The organism is Brevibacterium casei CIP 102111 (assembly GCF_900169275.1).
GTDB classification, from domain to species: Bacteria; Actinomycetota; Actinomycetes; order Actinomycetales; family Brevibacteriaceae; genus Brevibacterium; species Brevibacterium casei.
Window position 1 is genome coordinate 344,182 of the sequence record NZ_FXZC01000002.1, and the last position, 15,157, is coordinate 359,338.

Below are 15,157 nucleotides of genomic sequence, written 5' to 3' on the forward strand. Positions count from 1 at the left end.
GACCTAGTTTTACGAAACAATTTACGCAACAATAGTGTTGTGTTAGTCAAGGAGGTGGAGCATGAGTGCGAACGACGCGGACGACAGCCGGACCCGGCAGAAGGTCTTCCGATCCGTGCTCGACGACGGACCCATCACCGCCTCGGCGCTGGCCAAAGGGCTTGAGCTCACCCCGGCGGCGATCCGTCGTCACCTCGACGCGCTCGAAGCCGAGGGGCTCATCGAAGTCCGCGGCTTCGCCGGAAAGCAGGCAGGTCGGGGACGACCCGCCAGGCACTACGTGGTCACCTCCCGCGGACATGACGAGCTCAGCCGCTCCTACGACGAGCTCGCGGTGAACATCCTCCGGTTCTTCCAGGGCCGGATGGGAGCGGACGCGGTGGGCGCCTTCTCCGACGACTTCGTCGCCAAGCTGCGCGAGCGGCTCGGCGGGGAGCTGGAGAAGCGGGGCGGACGCTCCGTCGCCTCCCGGTCCCGCGCGCTGGCCTCAGCACTGACTCGGGAGGGTTACGCCGCCTCGGCGACGCCGGTGGCCGCCGGAACCCCGCTCGAGGCGATGCAGCTGTGCCAAGGGCACTGTCCGATCCAATCCGTGGCGGCCGAGTTCCCCGAGATCTGCGAAGCAGAGCTCGCGATGTTCTCGGAGTATCTGGGGGTCGACGTCCGCCGTCTCTCATCACTGGCGCACGGCGACCATGTCTGCACCACCCACATCCCGACCTCGGAACTCACCAGGCCACCCATCCACGCAAACGATCGACCTCAAGGAGGTTCACGATGACTGACACCAGCAATCCGATCATCGAAGCGAACCCCGAGCTCAAAGACCTCGGGCAGTACGCGTACGGCTGGCACGACGAGAACGACGCAGGCGCCGCAGCGGAGCGCGGGCTCTCCGAAGCCGTCGTGCGCAACATCTCGACGCTCAAGGGCGAACCGGAATGGATGCTCCAGCGCCGCCTCAAGGCGCTGGGGCTCTTCGAGAAGAAGCCGATGCCGAACTGGGGCGCCGACCTCTCGGGCATCGACTTCGCCGATATCAAGTACTTCGTCCGCTCCACCGAGGGCCAGGCCCAGTCGTGGGAGGACCTGCCCGAGGACATCAAGAACACCTACGACCGCCTCGGCATCCCCGAAGCCGAGAAGCAGCGCCTCGTCGCCGGCGTCGCCGCGCAGTACGAGTCCGAGGTCGTCTACCACAAGATCAACGAGGAGCTCGAGAGCCAGGGCGTGATCTTCCTCGACACCGACACCGGTCTCAAGGAGCACCCGGAGATCTTCGAGGAGTACTTCGGCTCGGTCATCCCGGCCGGCGACAACAAGTTCTCCGCGCTGAATACCGCCGTGTGGTCGGGCGGATCCTTCATCTACGTCCCCAAGGGCGTCCACGTCGAGATCCCGCTGCAGGCCTACTTCCGCATCAACACGGAGAACATGGGCCAGTTCGAGCGCACGCTCATCATCGCCGACGAGGGCTCCTACGTCCACTACGTCGAAGGCTGCACGGCCCCGATCTACAAGACGGACTCCCTCCACTCGGCGGTCGTCGAGATCATCGCGAAGAAGGACGCCCGCGTCCGCTACACGACGATCCAGAACTGGTCGAACAACGTCTACAACCTCGTCACCAAGCGCGCGATCGCCGAAGAGGGCGCGACGATGGAATGGGTCGACGGCAACATCGGCTCGAAGGTGACGATGAAGTACCCCGCGATCTGGCTGACCGGCGAGCACGCCCGCGGCGAGACGCTCTCCGTCGCCTTCGCCGGTGAGGGACAGCATCAGGACACCGGGGCGAAGATGGTCCACGCCGCCCCCCACACGCAGTCCTCGATCGTCTCGAAGTCCGTCGCCCGCGGCGGCGGTCGGGCCGGCTACCGCGGACTCGTCCACGTCTACCCGGGTGCCGAGGGATCGTCGAACAACGTCCTCTGCGACGCCCTGCTCGTGGACAACATCTCCCGTTCGGACACGTACCCCTACATCGACATCCGCGAGGACGACGTCACGCTCGGCCACGAGGCGACCGTGTCGAAGGTGAGCGAGGACCAGCTCTTCTACCTCATGTCCCGCGGCCTCGAGGAGACCGAGGCGATGGCGATGATCGTGCGCGGCTTCGTCGAGCCGATCGCCCGTGAGCTGCCGATGGAGTACGCCCTCGAGCTCAACCGCCTCATCGAACTGCAGATGGAAGGCGCAGTGGGCTGAGCCCGACTGCGACCTGACCTTCAAGGAGAATTTGTGACTGATACGACCAATCCGCTCGGCGTCTCCGAGCACTCGCACGGTGCCGGCGTCCACGTGCCCGACGCGAAGCGCGACGCCCGCACGCGCAGCTTCTCTGTCGCCGACTTCCCGGTCCCGTCCGGCCGCGAGGAGGAGTGGCGGTTCTCGCCTGTGCGCAGGCTGAGCGACTTCTTCGCCGACGCCCCTACCGAGGCGAAGCTCACCGTCACCGGTGACCTGCCGGCCGGCGTGACCGTCGAGGAGATCTCGCTCGACGCCGCCCAGGAGCTCGGCATCCTCGAGCCCGAGGACCGCGCCGCAGCCGTCGCCGCGGAGCGCACGAGCACCGTGACGCACTACTCTGTGCCCGCCGACACCGAACTCGACGAGGCGGTCATCATCCACGCCGACGGCGCGGGCACGGACCTCGTCCACGGCCATGTCGTCGTCTCCGTGGGAGCGAACTCCAAGGCGACGATCGTCGTCGAACACGAGGGACTGACCCGGTACTCCGAGCTCGTCTCCCTCGTCGTCGGCGACGGCGCTGACCTCACCTTCGTCTCCCTGCAGCTGTGGGACGACGGCTCCCAGCACCTGGGCCAGCACGATGCGATCGTCGGCAAGGACGCGAAGCTCAAGCACATCGTCGTCACCCTCGGCGGCGACGTCGTTCGCCTCAACGCCAACGTCCGCTACTCCGCCACCGGCGGGGAGGCCGAGCTCCTCGGCCTCTACTTCGCCGATGCCGGACAGCACCTCGAGCACCGCACGTACATCGACCACAACACCGCGAAGGCGACGTCGAACGTCATGTACAAGGGTGCTCTGCAGGGCAAGGACGCGCGCAGCGTGTGGATCGGCGACGTCCTCATCCGCCCCGAAGCGCTCGGCATCGACACGTACGAACTCAACCGCAACCTCATCCTCACCGATGGGGCGCGCGCGGACTCGGTGCCCAACCTCGAGATCGAGACCGGCGACATCGAGGGTGCGGGCCACGCCTCCTCGACGGGCCGCTTCGACGAGGAGCACCTCTTCTACCTCATGTCGCGCGGGATCCCGGAGGACGTCGCCCGTCAGCTCGTCGTCCGCGGCTTCTTCAACGAGGTGATCCAGAAGATCCAGGTTCCCGAGATCGAGGACGTCCTCAGCGCGCGCATCGAGGACGAACTCGCCCGGAGCGTCCTGTGAGCATGATCGACGTCGCGGCCACCGCCGACGTGGCCGCGGGAGAAGCCGTGCGGGTCGACGTCGTGGGCCGGGAGATCTGCCTGGCCCGCGACTCCGCCGGCGTCATCCACGCCATCGACGATCTCTGCACCCACGGCGAGGTGTCCCTGGCCGAAGGCGACGTCGAGGGCTGCGCCATCGAATGCTGGCTCCACGGCTCGCAGTTCGACCTCAACACCGGCGCCCCGCTGAGCCCCCCGGCCTTCGAACCCGTTGCGGTCTATGCCTGCGAAGAGGTCGCCGGCCGCATCCTCATCGACCCGAACACGACTGTGAACTGAAAAGGATAACCATGTCCAAGCTCAAGATCTCCGACCTGCACGTCAGCGTCAACACCGAGGCCGGCCAGAAGCCGATCCTCAACGGCATCAACCTCGAGATCGACTCGAACCAGACCCACGCGATCATGGGCCCCAACGGCTCGGGCAAGTCGACCCTCGCCTACTCCCTCGCCGGTCACCCGAAATACGAGGTCACCTCCGGATCCGTCACCCTCGACGGTGAGGACGTCCTCGACATGACCGTCGACGAGCGGGCGAAGGCCGGTCTCTTCCTCGCCATGCAGTACCCCGTCGAGGTCCCCGGCGTCACCGTGACGAACTTCCTCCGCTCGGCCAAGACGGCCATCGACGGCGAAGCGCCGAAGCTGCGGAACTGGACGAAGGACCTCAAGTCGGCGATGGAGCAGCTGCGCGTCGACCCCGAGTTCGCGACCCGCAACGTCAACGAGGGCTTCTCCGGCGGTGAGAAGAAGCGCCACGAGATCCTCCAGATGGAGATGCTCAAGCCGAAGTTCGCCGTCCTCGACGAGACCGACTCCGGCCTCGACGTCGATGCCCTGCGCATCGTCTCCGAAGGCGTCAACCGGGTGCGCGAGACCACCGACGTCGGCGTGCTCCTCATCACGCACTACACGCGCATCCTCCGCTACATCAAGCCCGACTTCGTCCACGTCATCGTCAAGGGCAAGGTCGCCGAGGAGGGCGGACCGGAACTGGCCGAGCGCCTCGAGAACGAAGGCTACGACCGCTTCCTCTCCGCCGCGGTCTGATGTTCTCCCGGCTGCGCGGTGACTTCCCGATCCTCGAGACGAGGGTCGGGGAGTCACCACTGACCTACCTCGACTCCGGGGCGACCTCACAGAAGCCCGAATGCGTCATCGACACATTCACGGAGTACTTCACGCAGCGCAACGCCGCCGTCCACCGGGGCGCGCATTCGCTGGCCGTCATGGCCACCGACGCGTTCGAGAACGGGCGCGCGGCCGTGGCCGGGCTCGTCGGGGGTGACCCGGACCAGGTCGTGTGGACGAAGAACGCCACCGAGGCACTCAACATCGTCGCACTCGGCATGGACCGGGCGAGCCACGGCTTCGGCGGCGAGGCCGCCAGCCGTTTCTCCCTTGGCGAGGGCGACTCGATCGTCGTCACCGAGATGGAGCACCACGCGAACCTCGTGCCGTGGCAGCAGCTCGCCGAGGCCACCGGCGCGCAGCTGCGGTGGATCCCGGTGACCGACGCCGGAGAGCTCGACCTGGCCGACCTCGAGACGATCGTCGATGAGACGACGAAGGTGCTCGCGTTCACGCATGTCTCCAACGTCCTCGGCACGATCAACCCCATCGACCGGCTCGTCGCCCGTGCCCGCGAGGTCGGTGCGTACGTCGTCCTCGACGCGTGCCAGTCCGTGCCGCACATGCCCGTCGACTTCGCTGCTCTCGACGTCGACTTCGCGGCGTTCTCCGCCCACAAGGCGCTCGGGCCCACCGGTCTCGGCGTCCTCTGGGGGAAGTCGGAGCTCCTCGACGCGCTGCCGCCCGTGCTCACCGGCGGGTCGATGATCACGACGGTGACGATGGACTCAGCCGAGTTCATGTCCGCCCCCCAGCGCTTCGAGGCCGGCACCCAGCCGGTCGCCGAGGTCGCGGCCTTCGCCACGGCCATCGGCTACCTCGCCGAGGTGGGCCTCGACAAGGTTCTCGACCATGAGCGGGAGCTCGGTCGCCGCCTCCTCGAGGGGATCCGGGAGATCCCCGGGATCCGCATCCTCGGCGATGCCGAGGAGCGGATCGGGACGGTGGCCTTCGACGTCGACGGCGTCCACGCCCACGACGTCGGACAGTACCTCGACTCCAAGGGTGTGGCCGTGCGGGTGGGACACCACTGCGCGCAGCCGCTCCACCGGCGCTTCGGGGTGACCGCCTCGACGCGGGCGAGCACGTACCTGTACAACAACACCGACGACGTCGACCGCTTCCTCACGGCCCTGGCCGAGGTGCGCCCGTTCTTCGGGCTCACGGAGGAGAGCGCGGGAAGGCAGGCGTCATGACTACGCAGATGGAGCAGCTCTACCAGCAGGTCATCCTCGACCATTCGCGCTCGCGCATCGGCAACTCGGCCCTGCTCGGGGACTCGGCGACCGGACCCCATGGGTACTCCCACCAGGTCAACCCCACGTGCGGGGACGAGATCGAGCTCGAAGCGGAGCTGGGCACCGACGGCACCGTGAGCGTGCGCTGGATGGGCGACGGGTGTTCGATCTCGATGGCCTCGGCGTCCGTGCTCACCGAGCTCGCCGCCTCGGCGACGATTCCCGAACTGCTCGAGATCGAAGCCGCTTTCCACGAGCTCATGCACTCCCGCGGAACCGGGGAGGCCGACGAGGAAATACTCGGCGACGCCGCAGCGTTCCAGGGAGTGTCGAAGTTCCCGGCGCGGATCAAGTGCGCCCTCCTGGCATGGATGGCGTTCAAGGACGCGCTCGGCCAGGCGCAGGCCGGGACAGATGCGACAGCTGACAGCGCTTCAGCAGACAACGAGGAGAAGTGATGCCCGAAGTCATAGACGCACCGCAGAACGCCAGCGTCGAGGAGGTCCGCGAAGCGATGATGGACGTCGTCGACCCCGAGCTCGGCGTCAACATCGTCGACCTCGGACTCGTCTACGGACTCACCGTCGAGGACGACGGCACCGCCGTCATCGAGATGACGCTCACCTCGGCGGCGTGCCCGCTCACCGACGTCATCGAGGACCAGACCGCCCAGTGCCTCGACGGGATCGTGCCCGCCTACCGCATCAACTGGGTGTGGATGCCGCCATGGGGTCCGGAGAAGATCACCGAGGACGGCCGCGAGCAGATGCGGGCGCTCGGCTTCAACATCTGAGGACGCGTCCCCGCGGGGACGTCTGAGACCACCGCCGAGGTGGGACCCCGGAACCGGGCGTCCCACCTCGGCGATGTGCGTGTGGGGGAGCGCACGAGCGGTCCTGTCTGCGCGCACGGAGCGGACATGAAAGAATGGTCCGGGTCCGCCGACCGGCGGGACCGAGACTCTGCTGCCCGGGCTCAGACATCGAGGAGAACTCTGTGACGATCATCGCTGCCGCCGACGGCTCCGCCCTCGGCAACCCCGGACCGGCCGGGTGGGCGTGGTACATCGACGACGAGAGCTGGCGGGCAGGCGGATGGAAGAACGCGACGAACAACCGCGGTGAGCTCATGGCCGTCCTCGACCTCCTCGACGCGACCGCGGACACCGGTGAGGACCTCAAGGTCTTCTGCGACTCCCAGTACGTCATCAACGCGCTGACGAAGTGGATGCCCGGCTGGAAGCGCAAGGGCTGGAAGAAGGCCGACGGCAGGGAGGTCCTCAACCGCGACCTCCTCGAATCCCTCGACGCGGCGCTGACCGGCCGCGAGGTCGAGTTCGAATGGGTCAAAGGCCACAGCAACCATGCGATGAACGAAGCCGCCGACGATCGCGCGCGGGCCGCTGCGACCGCGTTCCAGAGAGGCACCCCGGTCCCGGAAGGCCCGGGATACGTCCCCGCGGGGACGCCGGTGAGCGTCGGTGCCGAGGACGCCGCTGGCGCCGAGGAGGCTGCCTCGGGTGCCACCGCCGAGGCGACGACCGTCGTCTCCACCCGCGTGCCCGCCCACGTCGCCGACGCCCTCGTCTCCCGGGCCCGGGCCCGTGGCATCCACCCACAGGAATACCTGGCCGAGCTCATCGGCCGCAGTTTGGAGAGCGAATGATCCAGGCCTCCGGCCTCGAGGTCGCCGTCGGCGCCCGCACCCTCATGTCCGATGTCTCCTTCCGCGTCGACAAGGGCGATCGGGTGGGACTCGTCGGACGCAACGGCGCAGGGAAGACGACCCTGACGAAGGTGATCATGGGCGGTCACCCCGCCAATGCCGGATCCGTCTCGGTCTCCGGCACCGTCGGGTACCTGCCCCAGGATCCCCGCAGCGGCGACCTGCAGGCCACGGCCAAGGAGCGCATCCTCGGGGCCCGCGACCTCGACGTCCTCGTCAAGCGGCTGCGGAAGGCCGAGAGGCAGATGGCCTCGCCCGATGCGGATGTCGCCGCGAAGGCGATCGACCGCTACCCGCGCATCGAAGCCGAGTTCGTCGCCGCCGGCGGTTATGCCGCCGAATCCGAGGCCTATGCGATCGCCGCGAACCTCGGCCTCGACGAGGACCTCGTCAACCAGGAGATCGGGACGCTCTCCGGCGGTCAGCGCAGGCGGGTCGAACTCGCCCGGATCCTCTTCTCCGCCCCGGACACGATGATCCTCGACGAGCCGACGAACCACCTCGACGCGGAATCCGTGCTCTGGCTGCGCGACTACCTCAAGGCGTACTCGGGCGGACTCATCGTCATCAGCCACGACCTCGACCTCATCGACGAAGTCGTCAACAAGGTCTTCTTCCTCGATGCGATGCGACAGACCATCGACATCTACTCGATGGGCTACCGCCTCTACCTCAAGCAGCGGGAGGACGACGAGCGGCGCCGGCGGCGGGAGCGCGCGAACGCCGAGAAGAAGGCCGCAGCGCTCACCGCCCAGGCGAACAAGATGATGGCCAAGGCGACGAAGACCGTCGCCGCCCAGCAGATGGTCAAACGCGCCGAGCGGATGCTCGCGGGCCTCGAGGACGAACGCAGCGCCGAGAAGGTCGCGAACCTCCGATTCCCGGCCCCCGCCGACTGCGGTCGCGTGCCGCTGACCGCCTCGGGTCTCTCCCGCAGCTACGGGTCAACGGAGGTCTTCACCGGCGTCGACCTCGCAATCGACAAGGGCTCACGCGTGGTCATCCTCGGCTTCAACGGTGCCGGCAAGACGACGCTGCTGCGTCTCCTCGCCGGTCTCGACGAACCCGACTCGGGTGAGGTCGTCCCCGGTCACGGACTCAAGCTCGGCTATTACGCGCAGGAGCACGAGACCCTCGACCTCGAACTCAGCGTGCTCGAGAACATGCGCCGGAACTCCCCGCACCTCGACGACACCGCGGTGCGCAACGTCCTCGGCTCGTTCCTCTTCTCCGGTGACGACGTCCACAAACCGGCCGGGGTCCTCTCCGGCGGGGAGAAGACGCGCCTGGCACTCGCCACGCTCGTCGTCTCGAGTGCCAACGTCCTCCTCCTCGACGAGCCTACGAACAACCTCGATCCGGCATCGCGTGAGGAGATCCTCTCCGCGATCCGCCGGTACGAGGGGGCGATCATCCTCGTCACCCACGATGAGGGAGCGGTCGCGGCCCTCGACCCGGACCGGGTCCTCCTCCTGCCCGACGGCGACGAGGACCTGTGGAACGACAGCTACCTCGACCTCGTCACCCTCACCTGAGCGATCTCACGGGCTGAGCCGGCTCACCGGCTGCGCGGTCTCACCGGCTGCGGAAGCGCTCCTCGAGCAGTTCGTCCTCGTCGGCTTCGTCGCGTCCGCGCGCACTCGGGGTGACGAAGCGGCCGCGACCGTATCGTGACCCGGGCTGGGTCATCTTCGCGCCCGCATCGAGGGCGGCCTTGTCGACGACGACGTACTCGGCCTCCCCGGCATCCGTGCCGAGCGCCTCAGCGGTCGCCCGGCGCTCACGCCTGGCCGAGATCGACACGGCGATGATGATCATGATCCCGAACGCGAACCACTGGAGCATGTAGGAGAGGTGGTTGCCGGGGTTGACGTCGGGTTCGGGCAGGGGAGTGAGCCCCGCGGTCGCGTCGACGTCGGCCTCCTCGGCGTAGACGTTGGCATACGCGTCGTCCATGCCGGGGATCCGGGCGGGATCGATCGCCTTGATCATCCCGGCGGGGTTGGTGTCCTCGGATCCGTCCTGGGCGATCTTGAGCCGAGCGGTGATCGTCTGCTCGCCGCTCGGGGCCTCGGGGACGGACTCGGCCTCGGGCACCCACCCGCGCACGACGGCGATCGTCTCCCCGCTGGTGAGCCGGAAGGGAACGACGACGTAGAAGCCGACCTTGTCGTTCACCGTCCGGTTGCGGGCGAGCACGGTGTCCGCGGTGAGGTACTGCCCGGTGAGGCTGACCGGACGCCATTCGTCGTCGGCATCGAGAGTCGCCGAGGTGGTCGGCAGGATCGCTCCGATGTCGACCGGGGCCGCGGAGTAGTTCGCATTGATCGTGTCGATCTCATGCTGGCGTTCGGCGCGGCGGTCCTTCTGCCAGAGTGCGAGGAACACGCAGGCGACGACGACGACGATCGTCATCGCGATGTACTTGAGCCAGCGGCTGCTGAGCAGGAACGAATAGCGGGACATCAGCCGGCGCCCTCCGGGATCTCGTCGATGGTCACGTCGGTGCGGTAGAAACCGCGCAGGGTGAGGAACTCACGCAGATGGTCGAGGTGCTCGTCGCATGCGAGCCAGACCTTCCGCCGCTCGGGCGTGTGCAGGCTCGGATTGTTCCACAGGATCGCCCGTGCGGCATCGGCTCGGCAGCCTTTGGCCGAGCATCGCAGTGCTTCCGTCATCGGCGCCCACCTGTGGCGTCGCCGGATCCTGGCCTCTCGTCGCGTCCGCGCCCGTCGCCGGTGTCGCGCGCGTCGTCGAGGTCGCCCTCGTCGACGACCTCGCCGGCGATGTCGGCGGTGAAGAGGTGCTCGCGCCCGTCGTCGCCGCGGAAGGGCTGCGACGCCGCTGGACCCGCCTCAGCGTCCCCGGCCGCCGTCGCACCGTCGACGACGGTCTCGCCGTCGATGACGGTCGTCCCGTCCTCGCTGATCGTCTCCCCGCGTCCGGGAGGCAACTGGGTGAGCGGGGCCGAGTCGATGAGCGCCGAGCGGTCGTCGCGGGTGCGCTCACGTCCGGCGTTGGCGAAGATCACAGCAGGGTAGGGCAGAAGGACCGCGCCGGCGACGAAGATCCACATGAGCACGTGCTGCGAGGCTGCGAATGCGAAATAGGCGGCTACGAAGCAGAGGGTGCGGATCGTCATCGTGATCGAGTACTTGATGATCCGCGACTTCATGTCGTCGTCGAGAGCAGTGTCTGCTGTCGTGATCTGCTGCGGGTGCCTGGACATAACCTTCTTCACTCGGGTCTACCTACAAAATCATACGCTTGCTTTGTGTGAGCATGTCGAGGTCGGACCAAACACGATAGGTTGGGTCTGTATCGTCGACCTACAGGAGAGAGTCCCGTGTCAGAACCCCGAGTAGTCCTCGTCACCGGAGGCAACCGCGGAATCGGCCGCACCATCGCCGAGGAGTTCCTCGCCGCCGGAGACACGGTGGCCGTGACCTCGCGCAACGGCGACGCCCCCGACGGCGCACTCGCCGTGGCCGCCGACGTCACCGACGCCGAATCCCTCGACCGCGCCTTCACCGAGGTCGAGGAGAAGCTCGGACCCGTCGAGGTCGTCGTCGCCAACGCCGGCATCACCCGGGACAACCTGCTCATGCGGATGAGCGAGGACGACTTCGACGCCGTCCTCGACACGAACCTCGCCGGGGCCTTCCGCACCGTCAAGCGGGCGATCACGAACATGATCCGGGCGAAGAAGGGACGCATCGTCCTCATCTCCTCGGTCTCCGGCCTCTACGGAGTGCCCGGACAGTCCAACTACTCGGCGTCGAAGGCCGGCCTCGTCGGCCTCGCCCGTTCGATCACCCGTGAGCTCGGCTCCCGCGGCATCACCGCCAACGTCGTCGCTCCCGGCTTCATCCGCACCGACATGACCGATGAACTCGACGAGAAGCAGCGGAAGGAGTACCTGGCGACGATCCCCGCCAAGCGCTTCGCCGAAGCCGACGAGGTCGCCCGCGTCGTCCGCTGGGTCGCCTCCGACGACGCGTCCTACATCTCCGGAGCCGTCATCCCCGTCGACGGCGGCCTCGGCATGGGACACTGACAACCAACCTCCTCTGCGGCGCGACGAATCGCGTTCGCGGAGTACTGAACTGAGAAAGGACCGCAATGGGAATTCTTGAGGGAAAGCGCATCCTCGTCACCGGTGTGCTCACGGAGGCGTCGATCGCCTTCGCCGCCGCGAAGATCGCGCAGGAACAGGGAGCCGAGGTCATCCTCTCGAGCTTCGGCCGGCAGATGAAGATCACCCAGGTCATCGCCGAGCGCCTGCCCGTGACCCCGCGCGTCATCGAACTCGATGCGACGAACGAAGAGGACCTCGCGGCTCTGCCCGAGCGCCTCGAAGGCAACATCGACGGCATCGTCCACGCGATCGCCTTCGCCCCGAAGGACGCCCTCGGCGGCGTCTTCCTCGACACCCCGTGGGAGTCGGTGCAGGCGGCCATCCACGTCTCCGCCTACTCGCTCAAGGCGATCACCGTCGCTGCCCTGCCCGTGCTCAACCCGGGCGCCGGCATCGTCGGCCTCACCTTCGACGCGACGATCTCGTGGCCGGTCTACGACTGGATGGGAGTGGCCAAGGCCGCCTTCGAGTCGACCGCCCGCTACCTCGCGAAGTACGTCGGGGACAAGGGCATCCGCGTCAACCTCGTCTCCGCCGGCCCGCTCAAGACGACCGCTGCGACCTCGATCCCCGGCTTCGAGACGCTCGAGGACATGTGGGGCGATCGCGCACCGCTGGGCTGGGACCAGAAGGACACGTCGGCCGCCGGCAAGGCGATCGTCGCGCTGGTCTCCGACTGGTTCCCCGCCACGACCGGCGAGATGGTCCACGTCGACGGCGGCTTCCACTCCACCGGAGCCTGAGGACCGCGCCATGCCAGTGCTCATCCTCGCCCGCCACGCGAAGGCGGAGGCTGACGGCCCCAGCGACTTCGAGCGGACCCTCAATGCGACGGGACTCGCCCAGGCGGTCGAGGCCGGCGCGGAGATCGCCGAGCGATGGACGCCCGAGGTGGCGATCGCCTCGGCGGCCAAGCGCACCGTCCAGACCGGTCAGGCCGTCGTCGAAGCCGTCAATCGACAGTCGGGGACCGACCTCGAGCTCACCGTCGACGAGTCCCTCTACGGTGGAGGAGTCGAGGACTGGATGGACGCGATCCGGTCGATCCCGGCGGGTGCGCAGTGCGCGTACATCGTCGGCCATCAGCCGACCGTCGCCGAGGTGATCGGCCATCTCTCCGCGGACGCGGGGGTGCCCGATGGGTTCCGTCCCTCCTCGATCGCCGTCTTCGACGTGCCCTCATGGAACGTCGAACCCGGCAGCTTCCCGGTCCCTGAGATCCGCTCGTTCCGAGGGATCTGAATCAGAGGAACCTGAGCACCTCGCGCAGATCGCGCCGGTCGATGGCGACATCGGCGGCGGCGACGAGTGCGGGCTTCGCACAGAACGCGACCCCGAGCCCGGCCCGGGTGATCATGGCGATGTCATTGGCACCGTCACCGATCGCCACGGTCCGCTCGGGGTCGCAGTCGTATCGGGAGGTGAGCTCGGCCAGGATCGAGGCCTTCGCACTCGGGTCGACGACCGGGCCCGCGGTCCGCCCGGTCAGGCGGCCCTGATCGACCTCGAGTCCGTTCGCGTGGACCTCGGTGATGCCGAGCGCCTCCGCGCGGGGACCGATGATCGAGGTGAAGCCGCCGGAGACGAGGGCGACGACGCCGCCGGCGTCGTGGACTGAGGCGACGAGCTCGGGTGCCCCCTCGGTGAGCGTGATCCGCTCACGGACCTCGTCGATGACGCTTTCGGGCAGCCCTTTGAGGAGGGCGACGCGCTCGGCCAGGGAGGCGGCGAAGTCGAGCTCACCGGCCATCGCCCGCTCCGTGATGTCGGCGACCCTGTCACCGACCCCGGCGTGGTCGGCGATGAGGTCGATGACCTCCTCGTTGATGAACGTCGAATCGACGTCCATGACGAGCAGCTGGACGGGACCGGGAAGCGCGCGGGAGTCTCTCACCCCTTCATCGTAGCCACAGCCATGACGTAGGCGGCGGCAGCGGGGTGGAGGCGAGACAGGAGGTCGCCGAAGACGGGTGGGTCGACGGTGGCCGGTGCGAGCACGGTGCGCATCCGTTCGTGGATGTCGAGTGCGGCGAAGATCGCGCGGGAGTCCGCGTCGACGGGCAGCAGGGACATGAGCGGATGGTCGTCGGAGAGGTCGGACTGCCAGTCCCGCCACGGGGCAGAACGCCATTCCTCGGGCACCTCGATCGACTCGATGAGGGTGAGCCCCTCCATGACGAGGAGGCGCAGACGGCGCAGCGCCTCGGTGGGGGTGTCGACGCTCACGGGGCGGAAGACCGAGTCCCGGCACGCGATGACCTCGACGTTCTCCTCGGCGCCGATGAGCATGATCCCCGTCTGATGGGCCCCGCGGTGGAGGACGACGGGGGCGGGGTGCCGACCGACCCGGGCACGGTCGGCCTTGTCCACCGGCGGAGTCGTGTGCGGCAGCGAGGGATGCTGAAGGGCGAGCCGGACGTGGGTGATCCCGGCGGCCTGTGCCGCGGCGGCGAAGAGGAGGAGACCGGTGGGGGTGTCGGTGCCGAGGACGGCGTCGGCGACGATGAGGGGAACCTCACGTCCCGCGTCGAGGAACGCTGCGCTCACCTCGTCGGGGGCGAGCGTTCCGGCCAGCCGATGGTTGACCGCCAGGGCGAGCAGGAGTGAGTCGAGTTGTGCGTCCATGTCGGACCAGAATAGACCCACCCCTGAGATAGAGTTGGGAGATATGAGTGATGTCCTGACTGTGGATAATGTGTCCGTGCGCCGGGGGACGAACTTCCTCCTCCGCGACTTCTCCCTCACCGTCTCCGAAGGCCAGCATTGGGTCGTGCTCGGACCCAACGGTGCCGGCAAGACGACGCTGCTCGAACTCGCAGCCGGGCGCATGCATCCCACGACGGGCAAGGTCGGCATCCTCGAGGAGCGCCTCGGACGCGTCGACGTCTTCGAACTGCGCCCGCGCATCGGCTACGCCTCGACGGCGCTGGCCGGACGGATCCCGAACTCGGAGGCCGCGCTCGACACCGTCCTCACCGCGGCCTACGGAGTGACCGGGCGCTGGGTCGAGGAGTACGAGGCGACGGACATCGACCGTGCCAAGGACCTGCTCTCCGCGTTCAACATCATGCACCTGGCGGACCGCACGTTCGGCACGCTCTCCGAGGGCGAGCGCAAGCGCGTCCAGATCGCCCGCGCACTCATGACCGACCCCGAGCTCCTCCTCCTCGACGAACCGGCCTCCGGGCTCGATTTCGGCGGACGGGAGGAGCTGCTCAGCGCACTCACCGAGATCCTCTCCTCGAAGTGGGCGCCGGCGACGATCATGGTCACCCACCACGTCGAGGAGATCCCGGCCGGGATCACCCATGCCCTCCTCCTCGGCGAGGGGACCCCCGTGGCCGCCGGTCCGATCGATGAGACGCTCACGGCGGAGAACCTGTCTGAGACCTTCGGCATCGACGTCAAGCTCAGCCGCGACGGACAGCGCTTCCACGCCCGCTCGCAGTCCTAGGTCCGGCCGCAGCG

The 15,157-nt window shown here is 67.9% G+C and carries 19 protein-coding genes; 14 read left to right on the forward strand and 5 right to left on the reverse strand.

Annotated elements, in window-relative coordinates:
- Window positions 1–61: 61 nt before the first annotated feature.
- The 10 genes from BC102111_RS05170 to BC102111_RS05215 all read left to right on the forward strand — a co-directional run bounded on the left by BC102111_RS05170 (window position 62) and on the right by BC102111_RS05215 (window position 9,086).
- Window positions 62–781, forward strand: coding sequence for a helix-turn-helix transcriptional regulator (locus BC102111_RS05170; RefSeq protein WP_009377224.1), 720 nt, complete (start codon window positions 62–64; stop codon window positions 779–781).
- Window positions 778–2,208 (forward strand): Fe-S cluster assembly protein SufB, encoded by a 1,431-nt coding sequence (gene sufB / locus BC102111_RS05175; RefSeq protein ID WP_009377226.1) that lies wholly within the window; start codon window positions 778–780, stop codon window positions 2,206–2,208. Before BC102111_RS05170 ends, sufB begins: the two co-directional genes overlap by 4 nt.
- A 33-nt stretch (window positions 2,209–2,241) precedes the next feature.
- The gene (gene sufD / locus BC102111_RS05180) at window positions 2,242–3,417 is read left to right on the forward strand and encodes a Fe-S cluster assembly protein SufD (protein ID WP_009377228.1); all 1,176 of its coding nucleotides are present in this window, start codon (window positions 2,242–2,244) and stop codon (window positions 3,415–3,417) included.
- Entirely contained in the window at window positions 3,414–3,737 is a 324-nt protein-coding gene (locus tag BC102111_RS05185) for a non-heme iron oxygenase ferredoxin subunit (RefSeq protein ID WP_009377230.1), read from the forward strand. Before sufD ends, BC102111_RS05185 begins: the two co-directional genes overlap by 4 nt.
- Before the next feature lie 11 nt (window positions 3,738–3,748).
- Complete coding sequence (gene sufC, locus BC102111_RS05190; protein WP_009377232.1) at window positions 3,749–4,507, forward strand: Fe-S cluster assembly ATPase SufC; 759 nt, start codon at window positions 3,749–3,751, stop codon at window positions 4,505–4,507.
- Window positions 4,507–5,784 (forward strand): SufS family cysteine desulfurase, encoded by a 1,278-nt coding sequence (locus BC102111_RS05195; RefSeq protein WP_101623747.1) that lies wholly within the window; start codon window positions 4,507–4,509, stop codon window positions 5,782–5,784. Before sufC ends, BC102111_RS05195 begins: the two co-directional genes overlap by 1 nt.
- Window positions 5,781–6,284 carry a Fe-S cluster assembly sulfur transfer protein SufU gene (gene sufU, locus BC102111_RS05200; RefSeq protein ID WP_100227421.1) on the forward strand — a complete coding sequence of 168 codons (504 nt, stop codon included), beginning with the start codon at window positions 5,781–5,783 and terminating at the stop codon, window positions 6,282–6,284. The genes BC102111_RS05195 and sufU overlap by 4 nt, the downstream gene beginning before the upstream one ends.
- Window positions 6,284–6,619 carry a metal-sulfur cluster assembly factor gene (locus BC102111_RS05205; RefSeq protein ID WP_063250279.1) on the forward strand — a complete coding sequence of 112 codons (336 nt, stop codon included), beginning with the start codon at window positions 6,284–6,286 and terminating at the stop codon, window positions 6,617–6,619. Before sufU ends, BC102111_RS05205 begins: the two co-directional genes overlap by 1 nt.
- Before the next feature lie 203 nt (window positions 6,620–6,822).
- Entirely contained in the window at window positions 6,823–7,491 is a 669-nt protein-coding gene (locus BC102111_RS05210; protein WP_176472424.1) for a ribonuclease H family protein, read from the forward strand.
- Complete coding sequence (locus BC102111_RS05215; RefSeq protein WP_009375919.1) at window positions 7,488–9,086, forward strand: ABC-F family ATP-binding cassette domain-containing protein; 1,599 nt, start codon at window positions 7,488–7,490, stop codon at window positions 9,084–9,086. The genes BC102111_RS05210 and BC102111_RS05215 overlap by 4 nt, the downstream gene beginning before the upstream one ends.
- Window positions 9,087–9,126: 40 nt before the next feature.
- Here the strand turns inward: BC102111_RS05215 and BC102111_RS05220 are convergent, their stop codons facing one another.
- The 3 genes from BC102111_RS05220 to BC102111_RS05230 are packed head-to-tail and all read right to left on the reverse strand — an operon-like array spanning window position 9,127 to window position 10,780.
- Window positions 9,127–10,017: an SURF1 family cytochrome oxidase biogenesis protein gene (locus BC102111_RS05220; RefSeq protein ID WP_009375917.1), complete on the reverse strand. Its 891-nt coding sequence runs from the start codon at window positions 10,015–10,017 to the stop codon at window positions 9,127–9,129.
- Entirely contained in the window at window positions 10,017–10,229 is a 213-nt protein-coding gene (locus BC102111_RS05225) for a hypothetical protein (protein ID WP_009375915.1), read from the reverse strand. Before BC102111_RS05225 ends, BC102111_RS05220 begins: the two co-directional genes overlap by 1 nt.
- On the reverse strand, window positions 10,226–10,780 hold the full coding sequence (locus BC102111_RS05230) for a DUF3099 domain-containing protein (protein WP_009375913.1): 555 nt from the start codon (window positions 10,778–10,780) through the stop codon (window positions 10,226–10,228). Before BC102111_RS05230 ends, BC102111_RS05225 begins: the two co-directional genes overlap by 4 nt.
- Before the next feature lie 117 nt (window positions 10,781–10,897).
- Here BC102111_RS05230 and BC102111_RS05235 point away from each other — a divergent pair, with 117 nt between their 5' ends.
- From BC102111_RS05235 to BC102111_RS05245, 3 genes are all read left to right on the forward strand, one after another.
- The gene (locus BC102111_RS05235) at window positions 10,898–11,608 is read left to right on the forward strand and encodes a beta-ketoacyl-ACP reductase (protein WP_009375911.1); all 711 of its coding nucleotides are present in this window, start codon (window positions 10,898–10,900) and stop codon (window positions 11,606–11,608) included.
- Window positions 11,609–11,673: 65 nt separating this feature from the next.
- Complete coding sequence (fabI, locus tag BC102111_RS05240) at window positions 11,674–12,432, forward strand: enoyl-ACP reductase FabI (protein ID WP_009375909.1); 759 nt, start codon at window positions 11,674–11,676, stop codon at window positions 12,430–12,432.
- A gap of 10 nt (window positions 12,433–12,442) precedes the next feature.
- Window positions 12,443–12,931: a SixA phosphatase family protein gene (locus tag BC102111_RS05245; protein WP_009375907.1), complete on the forward strand. Its 489-nt coding sequence runs from the start codon at window positions 12,443–12,445 to the stop codon at window positions 12,929–12,931.
- A gap of 1 nt (window position 12,932) precedes the next feature.
- Here BC102111_RS05245 and serB read toward each other — a convergent pair whose 3' ends face one another.
- Window positions 12,933–13,583 (reverse strand): phosphoserine phosphatase SerB, encoded by a 651-nt coding sequence (gene serB / locus BC102111_RS05250; RefSeq protein WP_009375905.1) that lies wholly within the window; start codon window positions 13,581–13,583, stop codon window positions 12,933–12,935.
- Window positions 13,580–14,314, reverse strand: coding sequence for a hypothetical protein (locus BC102111_RS05255; protein WP_009375903.1), 735 nt, complete (start codon window positions 14,312–14,314; stop codon window positions 13,580–13,582). Before BC102111_RS05255 ends, serB begins: the two co-directional genes overlap by 4 nt.
- A gap of 43 nt (window positions 14,315–14,357) precedes the next feature.
- Here BC102111_RS05255 and BC102111_RS05260 point away from each other — a divergent pair, with 43 nt between their 5' ends.
- On the forward strand, window positions 14,358–15,143 hold the full coding sequence (locus BC102111_RS05260; RefSeq protein WP_009375902.1) for an ABC transporter ATP-binding protein: 786 nt from the start codon (window positions 14,358–14,360) through the stop codon (window positions 15,141–15,143).
- Window positions 15,144–15,157: the final 14 nt, after the last annotated feature.

What these genes read in the sequence shown, in the direction of transcription:
- BC102111_RS05260 (WP_009375902.1), top strand. Translation starts at nt 14,358, where the DNA reads ATGAGTGATGTCCTGACTGTGGATAATGTGTCCGTGCGCCGGGGGACG.
- BC102111_RS05215 (WP_009375919.1), top strand. Translation starts at nt 7,488, where the DNA reads ATGATCCAGGCCTCCGGCCTCGAGGTCGCCGTCGGCGCCCGCACCCTC.
- BC102111_RS05220 (WP_009375917.1), bottom strand. Translation starts at nt 10,017, where the DNA reads ATGTCCCGCTATTCGTTCCTGCTCAGCAGCCGCTGGCTCAAGTACATC.
- fabI (WP_009375909.1), top strand. Translation starts at nt 11,674, where the DNA reads ATGGGAATTCTTGAGGGAAAGCGCATCCTCGTCACCGGTGTGCTCACG.
- BC102111_RS05170 (WP_009377224.1), top strand. Translation starts at nt 62, where the DNA reads ATGAGTGCGAACGACGCGGACGACAGCCGGACCCGGCAGAAGGTCTTC.
- sufU (WP_100227421.1), top strand. Translation starts at nt 5,781, where the DNA reads ATGACTACGCAGATGGAGCAGCTCTACCAGCAGGTCATCCTCGACCAT.
- BC102111_RS05245 (WP_009375907.1), top strand. Translation starts at nt 12,443, where the DNA reads ATGCCAGTGCTCATCCTCGCCCGCCACGCGAAGGCGGAGGCTGACGGC.
- BC102111_RS05255 (WP_009375903.1), bottom strand. Translation starts at nt 14,314, where the DNA reads ATGGACGCACAACTCGACTCACTCCTGCTCGCCCTGGCGGTCAACCAT.
- BC102111_RS05195 (WP_101623747.1), top strand. Translation starts at nt 4,507, where the DNA reads ATGTTCTCCCGGCTGCGCGGTGACTTCCCGATCCTCGAGACGAGGGTC.
- BC102111_RS05205 (WP_063250279.1), top strand. Translation starts at nt 6,284, where the DNA reads ATGCCCGAAGTCATAGACGCACCGCAGAACGCCAGCGTCGAGGAGGTC.
- BC102111_RS05225 (WP_009375915.1), bottom strand. Translation starts at nt 10,229, where the DNA reads ATGACGGAAGCACTGCGATGCTCGGCCAAAGGCTGCCGAGCCGATGCC.
- BC102111_RS05230 (WP_009375913.1), bottom strand. Translation starts at nt 10,780, where the DNA reads ATGTCCAGGCACCCGCAGCAGATCACGACAGCAGACACTGCTCTCGAC.
- sufB (WP_009377226.1), top strand. Translation starts at nt 778, where the DNA reads ATGACTGACACCAGCAATCCGATCATCGAAGCGAACCCCGAGCTCAAA.
- sufC (WP_009377232.1), top strand. Translation starts at nt 3,749, where the DNA reads ATGTCCAAGCTCAAGATCTCCGACCTGCACGTCAGCGTCAACACCGAG.